Genomic DNA, 15,698 nt, shown 5'->3' with positions numbered 1-15,698 from the left:
TTACTTGTCGTTGCTGCTGTCCAGCTTGGCGCGCAGCAGGGCGCCCAGGCTGGTCGTGCCGGCGTTTTCGCGCGCCGACTGCTGGCTCAGGCTGGCCATGGCTTCCTGTTGGTCGGCCATGTCCTTCTGCTTGATCGACAGTTGGATGTTGCGGGTCTTGCGATCCACATTGACCACCACGGCCGTGACTTCGTCGCCTTCCTTGAGCACGTTGCGGGCATCTTCCACGCGGTCGCGGGAGATTTCGCTGGCGCGCAGGTAGCCGACGATGTCGTCACCGAGGTCGATCTCGGCGCCGCGCGGGTCGACGGTCTTGACCTTGCCGGTCACGATCTGGCCCTTGTCGTTCACGGTCGTGAACGTGGTGAACGGATCGCTGTCGAGCTGCTTGATGCCCAGGCTGATGCGCTCGCGGTCCACGTCGACGGCCAGCACGATCGCTTCGACTTCCTGGCCCTTCTTGTAGTTGCGCACGGCGGTTTCACCCGGCTCGTTCCACGACAGGTCGGACAGGTGCACGAGGCCGTCGATGCCGGCAGCCAGACCCACGAACACGCCGAAGTCGGTGATCGACTTGATCGGGCCCTTGACGCGGTCGCCGCGCTTGGTGTTCTGCGCGAACTCTTGCCACGGGTTGGCCTTGCACTGCTTCATGCCCAGGCTGATGCGGCGCTTGTCTTCGTCGATCTCGAGGACCATGACTTCGACTTCGTCGCCCAGCGAGACGATCTTGTTCGGAGCGATGTTCTTGTTGGTCCAGTCCATCTCGGACACGTGCACCAGGCCTTCGATGCCCGGCTCGAGTTCGACGAACGCACCGTAGTCGGCGATGTTCGTGACCTTGCCGAACAGGCGGGTGCCTTGCGGATAGCGGCGCGAAACACCCATCCACGGATCGTCGCCCATCTGCTTGAGACCCAGCGACACGCGGTTCTTCTCGGTGTCGAACTTGAGGATCTTGGCGGTGATTTCCTGGCCGGCTTGCACCACTTCGCTCGGGTGGCGGACACGGCGCCATGCCATGTCGGTGATGTGCAGCAGACCGTCGATGCCGCCGAGGTCGACGAACGCACCGTATTCGGTGATGTTCTTGACCACGCCGCGCACGATGGCGCCTTCCTTGAGCGTTTCCATCAGCTTGGCGCGCTCTTCGCCCATGCTGGCTTCGACCACGGCGCGGCGCGAGAGCACCACGTTGTTGCGCTTGCGGTCGAGCTTGATGACCTTGAACTCGAGGGTCTTGTTCTCGTAGGGGGTCAGGTCCTTGATCGGACGCGTGTCGATCAGCGAACCCGGCAGGAAGGCGCGGATGCCGTTGACCAGCACCGTGAGGCCGCCCTTGACCTTGCCGCTCGTCGTGCCGGTGACGAAGTCGCCGGATTCGAGGGCCTTCTCGAGCGCGAGCCACGAAGCGAGGCGCTTGGCGGTGTCGCGCGAGAGGATCGTGTCGCCGTAGCCGTTTTCGACGCTGCCGATGGCCACGGAGACGAAATCGCCGGCCTGGACTTCGAGTTCACCCTTGTCGTTCTTGAACTCCTCGATCGGCACGTAGGCTTCGGACTTGAGGCCAGCGTTGACCACGACGTGGTTGTGTTCGACACGCACGACTTCGGCGGTGATGACCTCGCCGGCGCGCATTTCGGAGCGCTTCAGGGATTCTTCGAATAGGTCGGCAAAAGATTCAGACATTGTGTGTTCCTTCCGTCACGCAGGGTTTGCAGACGCACCATTGCGGCTGGCTTGGGTCTGGAGACGGCGGTTGTTTGGGCTTGAGGCCCGGTTGGGGTTGAACAACCAGCAGGCCGGTGCGCTGACGCGCGGTGGGGACCTGCTGGACCGAAACACCGGTCAAGAAGACTTGAACGGCTGTATTTCCTGCCACCAGTGCAACACCTGACCGACCGATTGCTCGACCGTTTGATGGGAGTTGTCCAGGAGGCGGGCGTCCTGCGCTGGCTTCAAAGGCGCGATGCTACGGGAAGAATCCCGGAGATCACGCGCTTCCAGATCGGCGCGAAGACTGTCGAGTGTAGTCGAAATTCCCTTTGAAATCAATTGCTTATGGCGCCGCTCGGCCCGATGCGCGGCGCTTGCAGTCAGGAAGACCTTGAGCTTCGCGTCGGGAAAGATCACGGTGCCCATGTCGCGGCCGTCGGCGACGAGTCCTGGCAGCTTGCGAAAGCTTCGCTGCAGGTCGACGAGGGCGGTGCGCACCGCGGGAAGCGTCGACACGCGCGATGCGTCCATGCCCGCGGCCTCGGTGCGGATGGCGTCGCTGACGTCCTCGCCGGCGAGCAGGACCTTGCCCTCGCTGAAACCGAGCGGCAGCGCGTGGGCGATCTCCGCGATCCGGACTTCGTGCTCCGCGTCCGGCGCAAGGCCGGCACGCCGCACCGCGATGCCCGTGACGCGGTAGAGCGAACCCGAGTCCAGATAGTGATAGCCCAGTCGCCGCGCCACTTCGATCGTGAGCGTACCTTTGCCCGAGGCGGTCGGGCCGTCGACGCAGATCACGGGAACCTCTTCGGCCCGCGCCACCGAAAACAGCGTCTCGAAATAGTCGGGGAAGGTCTTGGCGACGCAATGCGGCTCGAGGATGCGCACCGGTTTTCCGTCCGGATTGAAGGCCGCGAGCGAGAAGCACATGGCGACCCTGTGGTCGTCGTAGGTCCGAATGCTTGCCGCCTGCCAGGCGCCTGCGGGCAGCGGGTGGACGCGGATGAAGTCCGGTCCGGCTTCGACGGTCGCGCCCAGCTTGCCGAGCTCATTCGCCATCGCGTCGATGCGGTCGGTCTCCTTCACGCGCCAGCTCGCGATGTTGCGCAGGGTGCTCGGACCGTCGGCATAGAGCGCCATCACGGCGAGCGTCATCGCTGCGTCAGGGATGTGGTTGGCGTCGATGTCGATCGCCTTCAGCGGCCACGCTTCGCGGGAAATGGAAAGCCAGTTGGGGCCGCTGTCGACGTGCGCGCCCATCTGTCGCGCGGCGTCGATGAAGCGGATGTCGCCCTGGATCGATTCGGCGCCGACGCCTTCGATGCGGATGCCCGAGCCGTTCGCGATCGCGCCAAGCGCGATGAAATAGCTGGCCGACGAGGCATCGGCCTCGACATGGATCTCTCCGGGCGAGCGGTACTGGCTGCCGGCCGGGATCGTGAAGCGCTGCCAACCGTCACGCCGCACCTCGATCCCGAAGCGCGCGAGCAGGTTGAGCGTGATTTCGATGTAGGGCTTGGAGATCAGCTCGCCGACCACGTCGATCACGATGTCTCGCCGCGCGGCGAGAGGGAGCGCGAGAAGCAGCGCTGTGAGGAACTGGCTCGACACGTCGCCACGCACGCGGATGGGCGCGTCGAGCTGAAGGGCGCCGATCGCGACCGGGTGAATCGCCAGTGGCGGATAGCCCGGGTTGCCGAGGTAGTCGATCCGGCAGCCGAGCTGGGTCAACGCATCGACCAGGTCGCCGATCGGCCGTTCGTGCATGCGGGGCACGCCCTTGAGCTCGAACTCGCCCCCGAGGAGCGCGAGCGCTGCAGTCAGCGGACGCATGGCGGTGCCGGCATTGCCGAGGAACAGCGAAGCCTGGGTGGTCCGCAGCGCGCCGCCGAGACCTTCGAGCTTCACCGTCGTGCCGTCGCGCTCGACGACGCAGCCGAGGGCCGTCAGGGCGTCCAGCATCACACGCGTGTCGTCCGAGTCGAGCAGGTCGTGGATCGTGGTGGTACCGCTGGCGAGCGCGGCCAGCAGCAGCACGCGGTTGGAAATGCTCTTCGATCCCGGCAGCTGGACGGTGCCGGACGCACCGGCGAGCGCAGGAATGTCCAGAAATGGCGTGGTGTACATGTCAGTGCTCTACCGAGGCGCGTGAAACTGGCGTCGCCGAGGCCAGGAACCCCGCGGAACCGGCTTTGCCGGGTCGCCGGGGTTGCCCCCGGAGAGGGGGTGTCCGAGCCACACGAAGTGGGCGAGGCTGGGGGCGAGTCTCATTCAGGCGAGCCCACGATGCCGGGCCGCCACTGGCTTCGCACCTGGCTCACGGCGGCAATGGCGTTTTCGAGCGCTTGCGCATCGCTGGACGCCAGCAGCGCCTCGAATTGCCGCAGCGCTTCCCGGAAGGCTTGGGATTGGAGCAGCACCTTCTCACGATTGGCCATGAGGATGTCGCGCCAGACGGCCGAGTCGCTGGCCGCGATGCGCGTGAAGTCGCGAAATCCGGGGCCGGCCATTTCCAGAAACCGCTCGCCCTGCGGCTGCGTGACGATGCCCTTGGTGAAGGCAAACGCAATGAGGTGCGGAAGATGACTGACGGCCGCAAAGGTGGTGTCGTGCTCGTCGGGCGTCATGGTGCTGACTTTTGCGCCGATGCCGCTCCAGACCTGCGTCGCGCGCTGTACGTTGGAGCGCAGGGTGGTCTTGATCGGCGTGAGTACGACCTGCTTGCCGGTGTAGAGGCTGGCATCGGCATGTTCGACACCGGCGACCTCTTTGCCGGCGATCGGATGAGCCGGTACGAATGACGCCAGCTGGTCCTGCAGGCCTCGACGGGCCGCCTCGATCACGTCGCCCTTGGTCGAGCCCACGTCCATTACGAGCATCTGTTCGGTGATGCCGTGGCGGATCGCCTTGAACGTCTGCTCGGATGCGCCTACAGGGACCGCGATCAACACCAGGTCGGCGCCCGACACAGCGAGCAAAGCGGAGGGCGCCGCGACATCGATCACGCCGAGTTGCTTCGCCCGTTCCGTCGTCGAAGGCGACTTGCTGTAGCCGACGACCCGCTTCACCAGTTTCGCCCGCTTGAGCGCGAGCGCGAAGGAGCCGCCCATGAGGCCGCAGCCGATCAGGCCCAGTTGTTCAAACATCGTCCGTGGCCTCTGGAATCAGGAATTGACCGGATAGGCGCCGATGACCTTGTAGAACGCGCAGAGCTTGCGCAGTTCGGTCAGCGCGGCCGCAACGTTTGGCTGGGTGGGATGGCCGTCCAGGTCGATGTAGAAGTAGTACTCCCACTGGCCGGTGCGCGCGGGACGCGATTCGAACCGGGTCATCGAGACGTTGTTGGTCTTCAGCGGCACCAGCAGGTCGTGCACGGCGCCGGGCCGGTTGGGCACAGAGACGACCAGGCTCGTGCAGTCCTTGCCTGTCGCCGGCGGCATGGCCAGCGTCTGCGGCAGGCAGATGACGGCGAAGCGGGTGCGGTTGTAGGAGTCGTCCTGGATCGCGTGGGAGACGATGTGCAGCCCGAAGCGCGTGGCGGCGCGCTCGCTTGCAAGACCCGCCCAGGCCGGGTTGCCGGCGGCCAGCCTGGCGCCTTCGGCGTTGCTCGAAACCGCGCGACGCTCGGCGTTCGGCAGGTGCTTGGAAAGCCAGGTCTGGCACTGGGCGAGGGCCTGCGGGTGCGCCAGGACGGCCTCGATGCCTTCCAGCGAATTGGTGGTGCGCAACAGGTGGTGCCGCACGAGAAGACTGACTTCGCCGACCACGTGGGTGGGCGAGTGCAGAAAGAGGTCCAATGATCGGGCGACCACACCCTCGGTGGAGTTTTCGACACCGACGACGCCGTACTGGGCGCTGCCCGCAGCCGTTGCGTGGAAGACCTCGTCGAAGCTGGCGCAGTAGATCAGGTCGGCGGCGCCGCCGAAATACTCGATTGCGGCCTGCTCTGTGAAGGTGCCTTCCGGACCCAGCACCGCGACCCGCTGGGGCGATTCCAGCGCCAGGCAGGCCGACATGATCTCGCGCCAGATCGCGGCGACATGCTGCGACTTGAGCGGGCCCTGATTGGTCTGCTGCATCTTCTCGATCACCTGGGCGACGCGATCGGGGCGGAAATAGGGAGAGCCCTCGCGCTTCTTGACCTCGCCGACCTGTTCGGCGACATGGGCGCGCCGGTTCAGGAGGTCGAGAAGCTGCTTGTCGAGCGAGTCGATCTGCACGCGCAGATCGGCGAGGGAGGCGTTGTCAGGGTGCTGGGGCTGTGGGGCGGGTGCGGTCATCGGTCGGGTGCGCATGCCGTCTAGGCATGCGACCGTTCGAATTCTCGCATGTAGCTCACCAGTGCCTGCACGCCGGCGAGCGGCATCGCGTTGTAGATGCTGGCCCGCATGCCGCCGACGGACTTGTGTCCCTTGAGCTGCAGCAGGCCCGCCTCGCGTGCACCGGCGAGGAAGGCATCGTTGCGGCTCTCGTCGCGCAGGAAGAACGGCACGTTCATCCTCGAGCGGCAGGACGGGTCGACCTTGTTGACGTAGAAGGGCGAAGCGTCGATGAAGTCGTACAGCAGACGCGCCTTCGCCATGTTGCGGGCCTCCATCGCGGCGATGCCCGTGAGCTCACCCTCGGTCTGCTCCCGCAGCCACTGGAAGGTCAGCCCGGCGATGTAGATGCCCCAGGTCGGCGGCGTGTTGTACATCGACCGGTTGTCCGCGACGGTCTTGTAGTTGAAGGCACTTGGGCAGATGTCGAGCGCATACCCCAGCAGGTCGTCGCGGACGATCACGATCGTCAGGCCGGCTGGTCCCAGGTTCTTCTGGGCGCCGCCGAAGGCGAGGCCGACGCGCTGCCAGTCGACCGCGCGTGACGCCACGTGCGACGAGAAATCGATGACCAGGGGCGCCTTGCTGCCGAGGGCGGCAAGGTCCGGCAGCTCCTGGAACTCGACGCCGTTGATCGTTTCGTTGGAGCAGAGGTGCACGTACGAAGCGTCATCGGAAAGCCGCCACGATGCCGGATCGGGCAGTCGCGTGTGCTGGTCCGCCGCGTTGGTGGCGGCGATGTTCGCCTTGCAGTAGCGCTGGGCTTCCTTATGGGACTTGGTGCTCCAGCTGCCCGTGATGATGAAATCCGCGCTGGTCCCGCGCGAGAGGTTCATCGGGACGATCGCGTTCTCGCCGAGCCCGCCGCCTTGCATGAACAGGATGTGGAAGTTCTCCGGCACCGCGAGGAGAAAGCGCAGGTCTGCCTCGGCCTGCGTGCAGATCGCGCCGAATTCCTTGCCGCGATGGCTCATTTCCATCACGCCCATGCCGCTGCCCTGCCAGTCGAGCATTTCCGATGCGGCGCGGTGAAGCACCGCGTCCGGCATTGCGGCCGGACCGGCAGAGAAGTTGTAGGGGCGCGGACTCGTCGGCCGCGTCACTTCTTGGCGGGCGCCTTGGCGGGAGCAGCCTTCGGCGCCGCACCACCGCCGGCCTGCGGGTTGGTCGGCGCGCCGAGTGCCTTGGCGACGCTGCTGTCGAGGGCCACCATCTTCGGTTCGATGGTCGCGCGGGTCTCGGCAACCAGCTTTTCGGTCAGCGCTTGCTGCAGCTTCGGATTGATTTCCTGGTACTTCTTGCTCAGCGGCGAGCTGATCCAGGCCAGCAGCTGCTTCAGCTCGTCTTCGCTGAAGTTCTGCTCCATGATCGGGCCCAGTGCGCCCGGTGCGAGTTGCACCGCCTTGTCGCGCACGATCGGGTAGGCGTCGTCGAAGTACTTCTTGAGCTCTGCATCGGCAGCCTTGGCGGCTGCTTCGCGCTTCTCTGCCGGAACCTGCGTCTGGAGGTACTGCGAGCCGGCTGCAGCGATCGGAGCGCTCGACTGCTCGACCAGGCCGCGCGCCAGGGATTCGACGCCGGGGCGCTGCAGATCGATGAACTGCTTCACGAGCGCGGCCTTGTCCTGGGCCATGGCCAGCGAGCTACCGGCGAGCGCGACCGTCAGGAGCGCGAGTTTGACTTTTTTCACTGAGGATTCTCCGTTGAAGATGTTGAGGAAGTGTCGTCGGCGCCGGACTCGTTTTCGACGTTCGCGTCATTCTCGACGATGCGCTGCAGCCCGCTGAGCTTGGCGCCCTCGTCGAGTCCGATCAGCGTGACGCCTTGCGTCGCGCGACCGAGTTCGCGAATCTCGGCGACACGGGTGCGCACCAGCACGCCCTTGTCGGTGATGAGCATGATCTCGTCGTCGGTATGAACGAGGGTCGCTGCTACCACCTTGCCGTTACGTTCACTTTGTTGAATGGCGATCATGCCTTTGGTTCCGCGGCCATGGCGGGTGTACTCGGTAATGCTTGTCCTTTTTCCGTAACCGTTTTCGGTCGCGGTGAGGACGCTCTGCTGCTCGTCCTCGGCGACGAGCATCGCGATCACGCCCTGGCCGTCCTCGAGGGTCATTCCGCGCACGCCGCGGGCGTTGCGGCCCATGGGCCGGACGTCGTTTTCATCGAAGCGCACCGCCTTTCCGCCGTCGGAGAAGAGCATGACGTCGTGGGCGCCATCGGTCAGCGCGGCGCCGATCAGGTAGTCGCCCGGATCGAGGTCGACCGCGATGATGCCGGCCTTGCGCGGATTGCTGAATTCATCGAGCGCCGTCTTCTTCACGGTGCCCATGGAGGTCGCCATGAAGACGAATTGGTTGGCAGGGAAGGTGCGTTTCTCGCCGGTCAGAGGGAGGACGACGTTGATTTTTTCGCCTTCCTGCAGCGGGAACATATTGACGATCGGGCGTCCGCGAGAGCCGCGTGAGCCGGCCGGCACTTCCCAGACTTTGAGCCAGTAGAGACGACCGCGGTTCGAGAAGCACAGGATGTAGTCGTGCGTGTTCGCGATGAACAACTGGTCGATCCAGTCGTCTTCCTTGGTCGTCGTCGCCTGCTTGCCGCGTCCGCCGCGCTTCTGGGCACGGTATTCGCCCAGCGGCTGGCTCTTGATGTAGCCGCCATGAGAGAGCGTCACGACCATGTCGGTCGGCGTGATCAGGTCTTCCGTCGAGAGGTCGAAGGCGCTGTGCTCGATCTGGCTGCGGCGCGCGCCGAGCTTGCTCTGGCCGAACTCCTGCTTGATGGAGGTCAGCTCGTCGCCAATGATGATCGAGACGCGCTCGGGCTTGGCCAGGATGTCGAGCAGGTCGTCGATCTCGGCCATGACTTCCTTGTATTCGGCGACGATCTTGTCTTGCTCGAGGCCGGTCAGGCGCTGCAGGCGCATCTGCAGGATTTCCTGCGCCTGCGTGTCAGACAGCCTGTAGAGGCCGTTGGAGGACAGGCCGAACTCGCGGTCCAGGCCATCCGGCCGATAGTCGTCGGCATTGACCACGCCGCCATCGGCGCGGGTGCGGGTGAGCATCTCGCGCACGAGCTTGCTGTCCCAGGTGCGCGTCATGAGCTCCGCCTTCGCGACCGGCGGTGTCGGTGCATTGCGGATGATCGCGATGAACTCGTCGATGTTGGCCAGGGCAACGGCCAGACCTTCGAGCACGTGTCCGCGTTCGCGCGCCTTGCGCAACGTGAAGATGGTGCGCCGCGTCACCACTTCACGGCGGTGCTGCAGGAAGACCTCGATCAGGTCCTTCAGGTTGCACAGCTTCGGCTGGCCGTCGACCAGCGCGACCATGTTGATGCCGAAAGTGTCCTGGAGCTGGGTCTGTTTGTAGAGGTTGTTGAGCACGACCTCGGGCACTTCGCCGCGCTTGAGCTCGATCACCAGGCGCATGCCCGACTTGTCGGATTCATCCTGGATGTGGCTGATGCCTTCGATCTTCTTCTCGTGCACGAGCTCGGCCATGCGCTCCTGCAGCGTCTTCTTGTTGACCTGGTAGGGAAGCTCGTCGACGATGATCGCCTGCCGCTGGCCGCGATCGATCTCCTCGAAGTGGCACTTGGCCCGCATCACGACCTTGCCGCGACCGGTGCGGTAGCCCTCCTTGATGCCGTTGATGCCGTAGATGATCCCGGCGGTCGGGAAGTCCGGGGCGGGGACGATCTCCATCAGGTCGTCGATGCCGGCTTCGGGATGGCGCAGCAGATGGAGGCAGGCGTCCACCACCTCGTTGAGGTTGTGCGGGGGAATATTGGTCGCCATGCCAACGGCGATGCCGCCGGCGCCATTGACCAGAAGATTCGGCAGTTTGCTCGGCAATACCAATGGCTCTTTTTCGGAGCCGTCGTAATTCGGGCCGAAATCGACAGTTTCCTTGTCAATATCGGCGAGCATTTCATGCGCAATTTTCGCCAGCCGGATCTCGGTATATCGCATGGCCGCCGCCATATCGCCATCCACCGATCCGAAATTGCCCTGTCCGTCGACCAGCATGTGGCGCATGGAGAAGTTCTGCGCCAATCGGACGATCGTGTCGTAGACCGACTGGTCGCCGTGCGGGTGATACTTACCGATCACGTCGCCCACAATACGCGCCGATTTCTTATAGGGGCGGTTCCAGTCGTTGTTGAGTTCGTGCATCGCATACAACACGCGGCGATGCACCGGTTTGAGGCCGTCCCGGGCGTCGGGCAGGGCGCGCCCCACGATGACGCTCATCGCGTAATCGAGGTAGCTGCGACGCATTTCCTCTTCGAGGCTGATGGGGAGGGTTTCTTTGGCGAACGAGGTCATGAACGGCGGGCTGACGGCAAGGAGGCGAAATTTTACGCTGCGGACGGTGTCGCACCGCCGCAACACAAGGCGGCTATTCCGCCTCCGTCCTACGCTTCGGGGGCGTCTGCCGGGCTGTTTGCGAAAGACCCTATGGCACAATCGCCTCAACGTTTTGGGTGGTGGTCACTTAAAGCGTCCTTGATTCGCAGCGCGGCTGCGGCTTTTTCCCCAAGAGGAGAACCATGAAGAAACTGAATAAAGTGGCGATGATGTTTGCAGTCGCTGCGCTCGCCACTGCCGCCGGCGCGCAGAACCGTGTCACCGCCGCGAACGGTGGTCCGGCGATCGACAACTGGCAAAACGGCACCGGCGAACTGGTTTGGAAGAACGGCACCAACGAACTCTGCTGGCGCGATGCCAACTGGACGCCGGCAACCGCCGCTGCTGGCTGCGACGGCGCGCTCGTTCCGCCCGCACCTGCTGCTGCAGCTCCCGCTCCCGCTCCGGCTCCGGTTCCCCCGGCAGTCGCTGCTTCGAAGGTGACCTTCGCTGCTGACGCCTTCTTCGACTTCGACAAGTACGTCCTCAAGCCGGAAGGCCGCGCCAAGCTGGACGACCTCGTCTCGAAGATCAAGGACGTGAACCTCGAAGTGATCATCGCGGTTGGCCACACCGACTGGATCGGCACGAAGGAATACAACCAGAAGCTGTCGGTTCGCCGTGCTGAAGCCGTCAAGGCCTACCTGGTCTCGAAGGGCATCGAAAAGAACCGCGTGTACACCGAAGGCAAGGGCAAGACCCAGCCGATCGCTGACAACCGCACTGCCGAAGGCCGCGCCAAGAACCGCCGCGTGGAAATCGAAGTGGTGGGTACCCGCCCCAACAAGTGATTCTTCTGAATCACTGATGAAACCCCGCCTCGGCGGGGTTTTTTTATGCCTGCTCGCCGCGGGCAATGCCCTGAATTCGACCCGATTCATAATCAGCACATGACCGATACCGTGAATGCCGATCCGGCCGAGCTCGCCAAATTTTCAGAGCTGGCGCACCGTTGGTGGGATGTCGAAAGCGAATTTCGACCGCTGCACGAAATCAACCCGTTGCGCCTGGAGTGGATCGACGGCATTGCACCGATTGCCGGGCGCAAGGTGCTCGATGTCGGGTGTGGTGGCGGGATCCTGGCGGACTCGATGGCGCGCAAGGGAGCAGAGGTGCTGGGCATCGACCTCGCCGACAAGGCGCTCAAGGTCGCACAGCTTCATGCGCTGGAGGTCGGAACGCGGGGCGTGAAGTACCGCGCCGTCAGTGCCGAGGCGCTCGCCGCCGAACAGCCCGGGAGTTTCGACGTCGTCACCTGCATGGAGATGCTCGAGCACGTGCCGCAACCCGCGTCGGTTGTCAAGGCTTGTGCCGACTTGGTCAAGCCAGGGGGGTGGGTGTTCTTCTCGACCATCCATCGCAACCTGAAGTCGTTTCTGTTTGCCATCGTCGGGGCCGAATACGTGCTCGGCCTGCTGCCGCGCGGGACGCACGAATACCAGAAGCTGATCCGTCCCAGCGAACTTGCGGCGTACTGCCGGGCAGCCGGACTCGACCTCCGCCAGACGCGCGGCATGGAGCACAACCCGATCACGCGGCGCTATTGGCTGAGCGACGACACCAGCGTGAACTACATGATCGCTACGCAAAAACCGGTGCAGGTGCGGTGATGGGTGGGCGGGATACGCAAGCCATCCTGTTCGACCTGGATGGCACCTTGATCGACAGCGCCCCGGATCTTGGCGCGGCGGCGGACCAGATGCGCGTCGCCAGAGGGCTCTCGTCCCTGCCGCTGGAGCGCTACCGGCCGATGGCCGGTGCGGGTGCGCGGGGCATGCTGGGCGTCGCGTTCGGCATCACGCCGGACGCACCCGAATTCGTGACCCTGCGGGAGGAGTTCTTTCTCAACTATGAGGCGAGGATGCTGCGCAATACGCAGGTCTTTTCCGGTGTCGCCGAACTCGTCGAGGCGCTGTGCGAACGCGGGTTGCGGTGGGGTGTGGTGACGAACAAGTCCGTGCGCTTCACCGATCCGCTCACGCGCGCGATCGCACTGTTCGACACCGCCGGCGCGATCATCAGCGGCGATACGACACCGTATTCGAAGCCGCATCCCGAGCCGCTTTTCGAGGCGGCGAGGCGGCTCGGCGTGGCGCCGGAAGCCTGCGTGTACGTCGGCGATGACGAGCGCGACATCCTGGCGGGCCGCGCGGCGGGCATGCGGACGATCGCTGCCACCTACGGCTACATGGGCGAGCAGGCGGAAGTCGCGCGGTGGGATGCCGACGCGGCGATCGCTTCGCCCCTGGAGCTCTTGCAACTACTGAATCAGCCCTAAAATGGGAAGCTTGGGGCTGCACTGGTTTCGACGTGGGTTCGGAATCGCAGCAGGGCATGTCGAGCTGAATGCGCTCGTTAAACAGATTCAAACAAACTAACTGCAAACGACGAACGTTTCGCACTCGCTGCTTAATTGCCAGTGAGCTTTGCAACAGCAGGCCGATGGGCTGGGCAAGGGGGTGAAGGAGCAATCCGACGCCTCCCGGCTGCAAAGTTAATCTACATCGGCTGGCCCTGATCCGGGTACCTTGGGTCAGGGCGAGAACATAGGGTGCTGGCGGCCGGTGTAGCGTGCGACTGCGCGACACCGGCGGCGAGATCCAAATCAGATCGCTAAACATGTAGAACTGCGCGAAGAAGGCTTACGGACGGGGGTTCAAATCCCCCCAGCTCCACCAATCAATGCAACCGGCGCCTGTGGATGACCATCGGCGCCGGTCTTTTTTGACATGAGACAACTTCGATGGAGCCTCGTGCTCCGCAAGGCGGTCGGCGCCGTTCTCGTGCTGGCTGCCGCGTCGCTGGCGGATGCCGCGTCGCAGGCGCCGGTCGCTGCCGAAAACGGCATGGTCGTGACTGCGCAGCACCTCGCGTCCAAGGTCGGGGTCGATGTTCTCGGGCGCGGTGGCAATGCCATCGATGCCGCCGTGGCGGTGGGGTATGCACTGGCCGTGGTCTACCCGGCGGCCGGCAACCTCGGTGGCGGCGGCTTCATGACCCTTCAGCTTGCCGACGGGCGCAAGACTTTTCTGGACTTCCGCGAGAAGGCGCCGCTCGCCGCGAAGCCCGACATGTTTCTGGGCAAGGACGGCAACGTCGTCGAGAACCTGAGCACGGTCGGCCATCTCGCGGTCGGCGTGCCGGGAACGGTGTCCGGGCTCGAACTGGCGCGCGAGAAGTTCGGAACCATGGAGCGCGGCGCGCTGATTGCACCTGCGATTGCGCTGGCGGAACAGGGCTTCGAACTCGGCCAGGGCGATATCGACATGCTGTCGAGCGCGACAGGCGATTTCCGCAACGATTCGGCATCCGCAGCCATCTTCCTGAACAAGGGTGAGCCCTTTGCCGTGGGCCAGAAGCTGGTCCAGAAGGACTTGGCAAGAACGCTCCAGGCCATCGCCCGGAATGGCGTGGACGGCTTCTACAAGGGTCCGGTGGGCGCGGCCATCGTGGCCTCGAGCCAGGCGGGCAAGGGGCTCATCACACAGGCCGACCTCGACCAGTACAGCACGCGCGAGCTCCCGCCGGTCGAATGCGACTACCGCGGCTACCACGTGATCTCGGCGCCGCCGCCGAGCTCGGGCGGGGTGGTGCTTTGCGAGATGCTCAACATCCTGGAGGGCTACCCGCTCAAGGAACTGGGCTTTCGTTCGGCGCAGGCGGTGCACTACCAGATCGAGGCGATGCGCCATGCGTATGCCGACCGCAACACCCACCTTGGCGACCCTGATTTCGTCAGCAATCCGGTGGGCCGGCTGATCGACAAGGGCTATGCCGACGGCATCCGTGGCGTCATCGATCCCGCCAAGGCTGGGGTGTCGGGGGACATCAAGCCGGGCGTTCCGCCGCACGAGGGCACCAACACCACGCACTATTCGATCATCGACCGCTGGGGCAATGCGGTCTCGGTCACCTACACGCTCAACGACTGGTTCGGCGCGAAGGTCACCGCGGGCGGCACGGGCGTGCTGCTCAACAATGAGATGGACGATTTCACCTCGAAGGCCGGCGTACCGAACATGTATGGGCTGGTGCAGGGGCAGGCCAACGCCATCGCGCCGGGCAAGCGCCCGCTGAGCTCGATGACCCCAACGATCCTGACGAAGGACGGCAAGCCTGTCTTCGTCGTCGGAACGCCCGGCGGCAGCCGGATCACGACGGTGGTGCTGCACGCCATCCTCAACGTCGTCGACTACGGCATGAACGTGCAGGAGGCACTCGACGCGCCGCGCTTTCACCAGCAGTGGCAACCGGAGGCGACCGAGGTGGAGAACTTCGCGTTGTCGCCCGATACGCGCAAGATCCTGGTCGACATGGGGCACAAGTTCGGGCCGCCGCAGCCGACCAACCACGCGGAGGCGATCATCGTGGGCGCGCCCAGGCTCGGTGGCACGCCGGTCGGCAACAACCGGTTCTACGGCGCGAATGATCCGCGTCGCAATACCGGACTGGCCCTGGGGTACTGATGCACATCGACGAGATCCTTTATTCGCAAGGCTTCGGAACGCGCCGGGTGTGCGTCGGGCTGATCCAGCAGGGGTACGTTTCGGTGGATGGCGCCTCGGTCACGGACCCCGGCGAGGAATTCGAGACCGTGGGGCTCCGTTTCACCGTCCAGGGGACCGAGTGGGCGTATCACGAGAAGGCCTACCTGATGCTGCACAAGCCGGCCGGCACCGAGTGCTCCCAGAAGCCGTCGACCTACCCGAGCATCTACACGCTGCTGCCTTCGCCGCTGCGCCTGCGGCCGAACAAGGGCGCGGTGCAGGGCGTGCAGGCGATCGGCCGGCTGGACCAGGACACGACCGGATTGCTTCTGCTGACCGACGACGGGCAATTCATCCACCGCATGGGCTCGCCCAAGCATCATGTGCCGAAGGTCTACGAAGTGACGACGAAGCACCCGATCGACGCGAAGCAGGTCGAGCGCCTGCTGGCCGGCGTGGTGCTCGATGACGATCCGAAGCCGGTGCGCGCCGCGGCCTGCGAGATCGCGGGGCCGTACCACCTGAGCCTGACGCTCACCGAAGGCAAGTACCACCAGGTCAAGCGGATGCTGGCCGCCGTGGGGAATCGTGTCGAGGCGTTGCACCGCTCGCGCATCGGCGTGCTGGCGCTCCCGGAGGACCTGGCGCCGGGTCAATGGCGTTGGCTTGACATGGCTCAAGTCGAAGCGTTGCGAAACGCGCGCGCAAGTCAGCCAGCAGCTCGGGTCGATCGTTAAAATCCGAACTCTTCTTTCGGAAC

12 protein-coding genes and 1 other RNA gene are annotated in these 15,698 nt (G+C 64.6%); 6 read left to right on the top strand and 7 right to left on the bottom strand.

Features of this window, described 5'->3' with window-relative positions; translation table 11 throughout:
• The 7 genes from rpsA to gyrA all read right to left on the bottom strand — a co-directional run bounded on the left by rpsA (position 1) and on the right by gyrA (position 10,370).
• On the bottom strand, positions 1-1,689 hold the full coding sequence (gene rpsA, locus BLW05_RS13875) for a 30S ribosomal protein S1 (protein WP_093163371.1): 1,689 nt from the start codon (positions 1,687-1,689) through the stop codon (positions 1-3).
• Between the two features lie 159 nt (positions 1,690-1,848).
• Positions 1,849-3,843 (bottom strand): bifunctional 3-phosphoshikimate 1-carboxyvinyltransferase/cytidylate kinase, encoded by a 1,995-nt coding sequence (locus tag BLW05_RS13870; RefSeq protein WP_093163369.1) that lies wholly within the window; start codon positions 3,841-3,843, stop codon positions 1,849-1,851.
• A gap of 140 nt (positions 3,844-3,983) precedes the next feature.
• Positions 3,984-4,862, bottom strand: coding sequence for a prephenate dehydrogenase (locus tag BLW05_RS13865; protein WP_093163368.1), 879 nt, complete (start codon positions 4,860-4,862; stop codon positions 3,984-3,986).
• A gap of 18 nt (positions 4,863-4,880) precedes the next feature.
• Positions 4,881-5,996 carry a prephenate dehydratase gene (gene pheA, locus BLW05_RS13860; protein WP_093163366.1) on the bottom strand — a complete coding sequence of 372 codons (1,116 nt, stop codon included), beginning with the start codon at positions 5,994-5,996 and terminating at the stop codon, positions 4,881-4,883.
• A gap of 20 nt (positions 5,997-6,016) precedes the next feature.
• Positions 6,017-7,138 (bottom strand): 3-phosphoserine/phosphohydroxythreonine transaminase, encoded by a 1,122-nt coding sequence (gene serC, locus BLW05_RS13855; protein WP_256330292.1) that lies wholly within the window; start codon positions 7,136-7,138, stop codon positions 6,017-6,019.
• Entirely contained in the window at positions 7,135-7,725 is a 591-nt protein-coding gene (locus tag BLW05_RS13850; protein ID WP_093163364.1) for a DUF2059 domain-containing protein, read from the bottom strand. The genes serC and BLW05_RS13850 overlap by 4 nt, the downstream gene beginning before the upstream one ends.
• Positions 7,722-10,370, bottom strand: coding sequence for a DNA gyrase subunit A (gyrA, locus tag BLW05_RS13845; protein WP_093164041.1), 2,649 nt, complete (start codon positions 10,368-10,370; stop codon positions 7,722-7,724). The genes BLW05_RS13850 and gyrA overlap by 4 nt, the downstream gene beginning before the upstream one ends.
• 224 nt (positions 10,371-10,594) lie before the next feature.
• Here gyrA and ompA point away from each other — a divergent pair, with 224 nt between their 5' ends.
• The 6 genes from ompA (at position 10,595) to BLW05_RS13815 (ending at position 15,675) form a co-directional block, all read left to right on the top strand.
• Positions 10,595-11,242: an outer membrane protein OmpA gene (ompA, locus tag BLW05_RS13840; protein ID WP_088956155.1), complete on the top strand. Its 648-nt coding sequence runs from the start codon at positions 10,595-10,597 to the stop codon at positions 11,240-11,242.
• A gap of 99 nt (positions 11,243-11,341) precedes the next feature.
• Complete coding sequence (gene ubiG, locus BLW05_RS13835) at positions 11,342-12,061, top strand: bifunctional 2-polyprenyl-6-hydroxyphenol methylase/3-demethylubiquinol 3-O-methyltransferase UbiG (protein ID WP_093163363.1); 720 nt, start codon at positions 11,342-11,344, stop codon at positions 12,059-12,061.
• On the top strand, positions 12,061-12,729 hold the full coding sequence (gene gph, locus BLW05_RS13830) for a phosphoglycolate phosphatase (protein ID WP_093163361.1): 669 nt from the start codon (positions 12,061-12,063) through the stop codon (positions 12,727-12,729). The genes ubiG and gph overlap by 1 nt, the downstream gene beginning before the upstream one ends.
• Before the next feature lie 12 nt (positions 12,730-12,741).
• Positions 12,742-13,129, top strand: a transfer-messenger RNA (tmRNA) gene (ssrA, locus tag BLW05_RS13825).
• 51 nt (positions 13,130-13,180) lie between these two features.
• Positions 13,181-14,917 (top strand): gamma-glutamyltransferase, encoded by a 1,737-nt coding sequence (ggt, locus tag BLW05_RS13820; protein WP_093163359.1) that lies wholly within the window; start codon positions 13,181-13,183, stop codon positions 14,915-14,917.
• Positions 14,917-15,675: a pseudouridine synthase gene (locus BLW05_RS13815; RefSeq protein ID WP_093163358.1), complete on the top strand. Its 759-nt coding sequence runs from the start codon at positions 14,917-14,919 to the stop codon at positions 15,673-15,675. The genes ggt and BLW05_RS13815 overlap by 1 nt, the downstream gene beginning before the upstream one ends.
• The last annotated feature ends 23 nt before the right edge of the window (positions 15,676-15,698 follow it).

Source organism: Variovorax sp. YR216 (genome assembly GCF_900107745.1).
Classification (GTDB): Bacteria; Pseudomonadota; Gammaproteobacteria; order Burkholderiales; family Burkholderiaceae_C; genus Variovorax.
This window is presented reverse-complemented; position numbering and strand designations above follow the sequence as displayed.

Excerpts from the sequence above, each read along its gene's own strand:
- rpsA (WP_093163371.1), bottom strand. The coding sequence starts at position 1,689 with ATGTCTGAATCTTTTGCCGACCTATTCGAAGAATCCCTGAAGCGCTCC.
- BLW05_RS13870 (WP_093163369.1), bottom strand. The coding sequence starts at position 3,843 with ATGTACACCACGCCATTTCTGGACATTCCTGCGCTCGCCGGTGCGTCC.
- BLW05_RS13865 (WP_093163368.1), bottom strand. The coding sequence starts at position 4,862 with ATGTTTGAACAACTGGGCCTGATCGGCTGCGGCCTCATGGGCGGCTCC.
- pheA (WP_093163366.1), bottom strand. The coding sequence starts at position 5,996 with ATGACCGCACCCGCCCCACAGCCCCAGCACCCTGACAACGCCTCCCTC.
- gyrA (WP_093164041.1), bottom strand. The coding sequence starts at position 10,370 with ATGACCTCGTTCGCCAAAGAAACCCTCCCCATCAGCCTCGAAGAGGAA.
- ompA (WP_088956155.1), top strand. The coding sequence starts at position 10,595 with ATGAAGAAACTGAATAAAGTGGCGATGATGTTTGCAGTCGCTGCGCTC.
- ubiG (WP_093163363.1), top strand. The coding sequence starts at position 11,342 with ATGACCGATACCGTGAATGCCGATCCGGCCGAGCTCGCCAAATTTTCA.
- gph (WP_093163361.1), top strand. The coding sequence starts at position 12,061 with ATGGGTGGGCGGGATACGCAAGCCATCCTGTTCGACCTGGATGGCACC.
- ggt (WP_093163359.1), top strand. The coding sequence starts at position 13,181 with ATGAGACAACTTCGATGGAGCCTCGTGCTCCGCAAGGCGGTCGGCGCC.
- BLW05_RS13815 (WP_093163358.1), top strand. The coding sequence starts at position 14,917 with ATGCACATCGACGAGATCCTTTATTCGCAAGGCTTCGGAACGCGCCGG.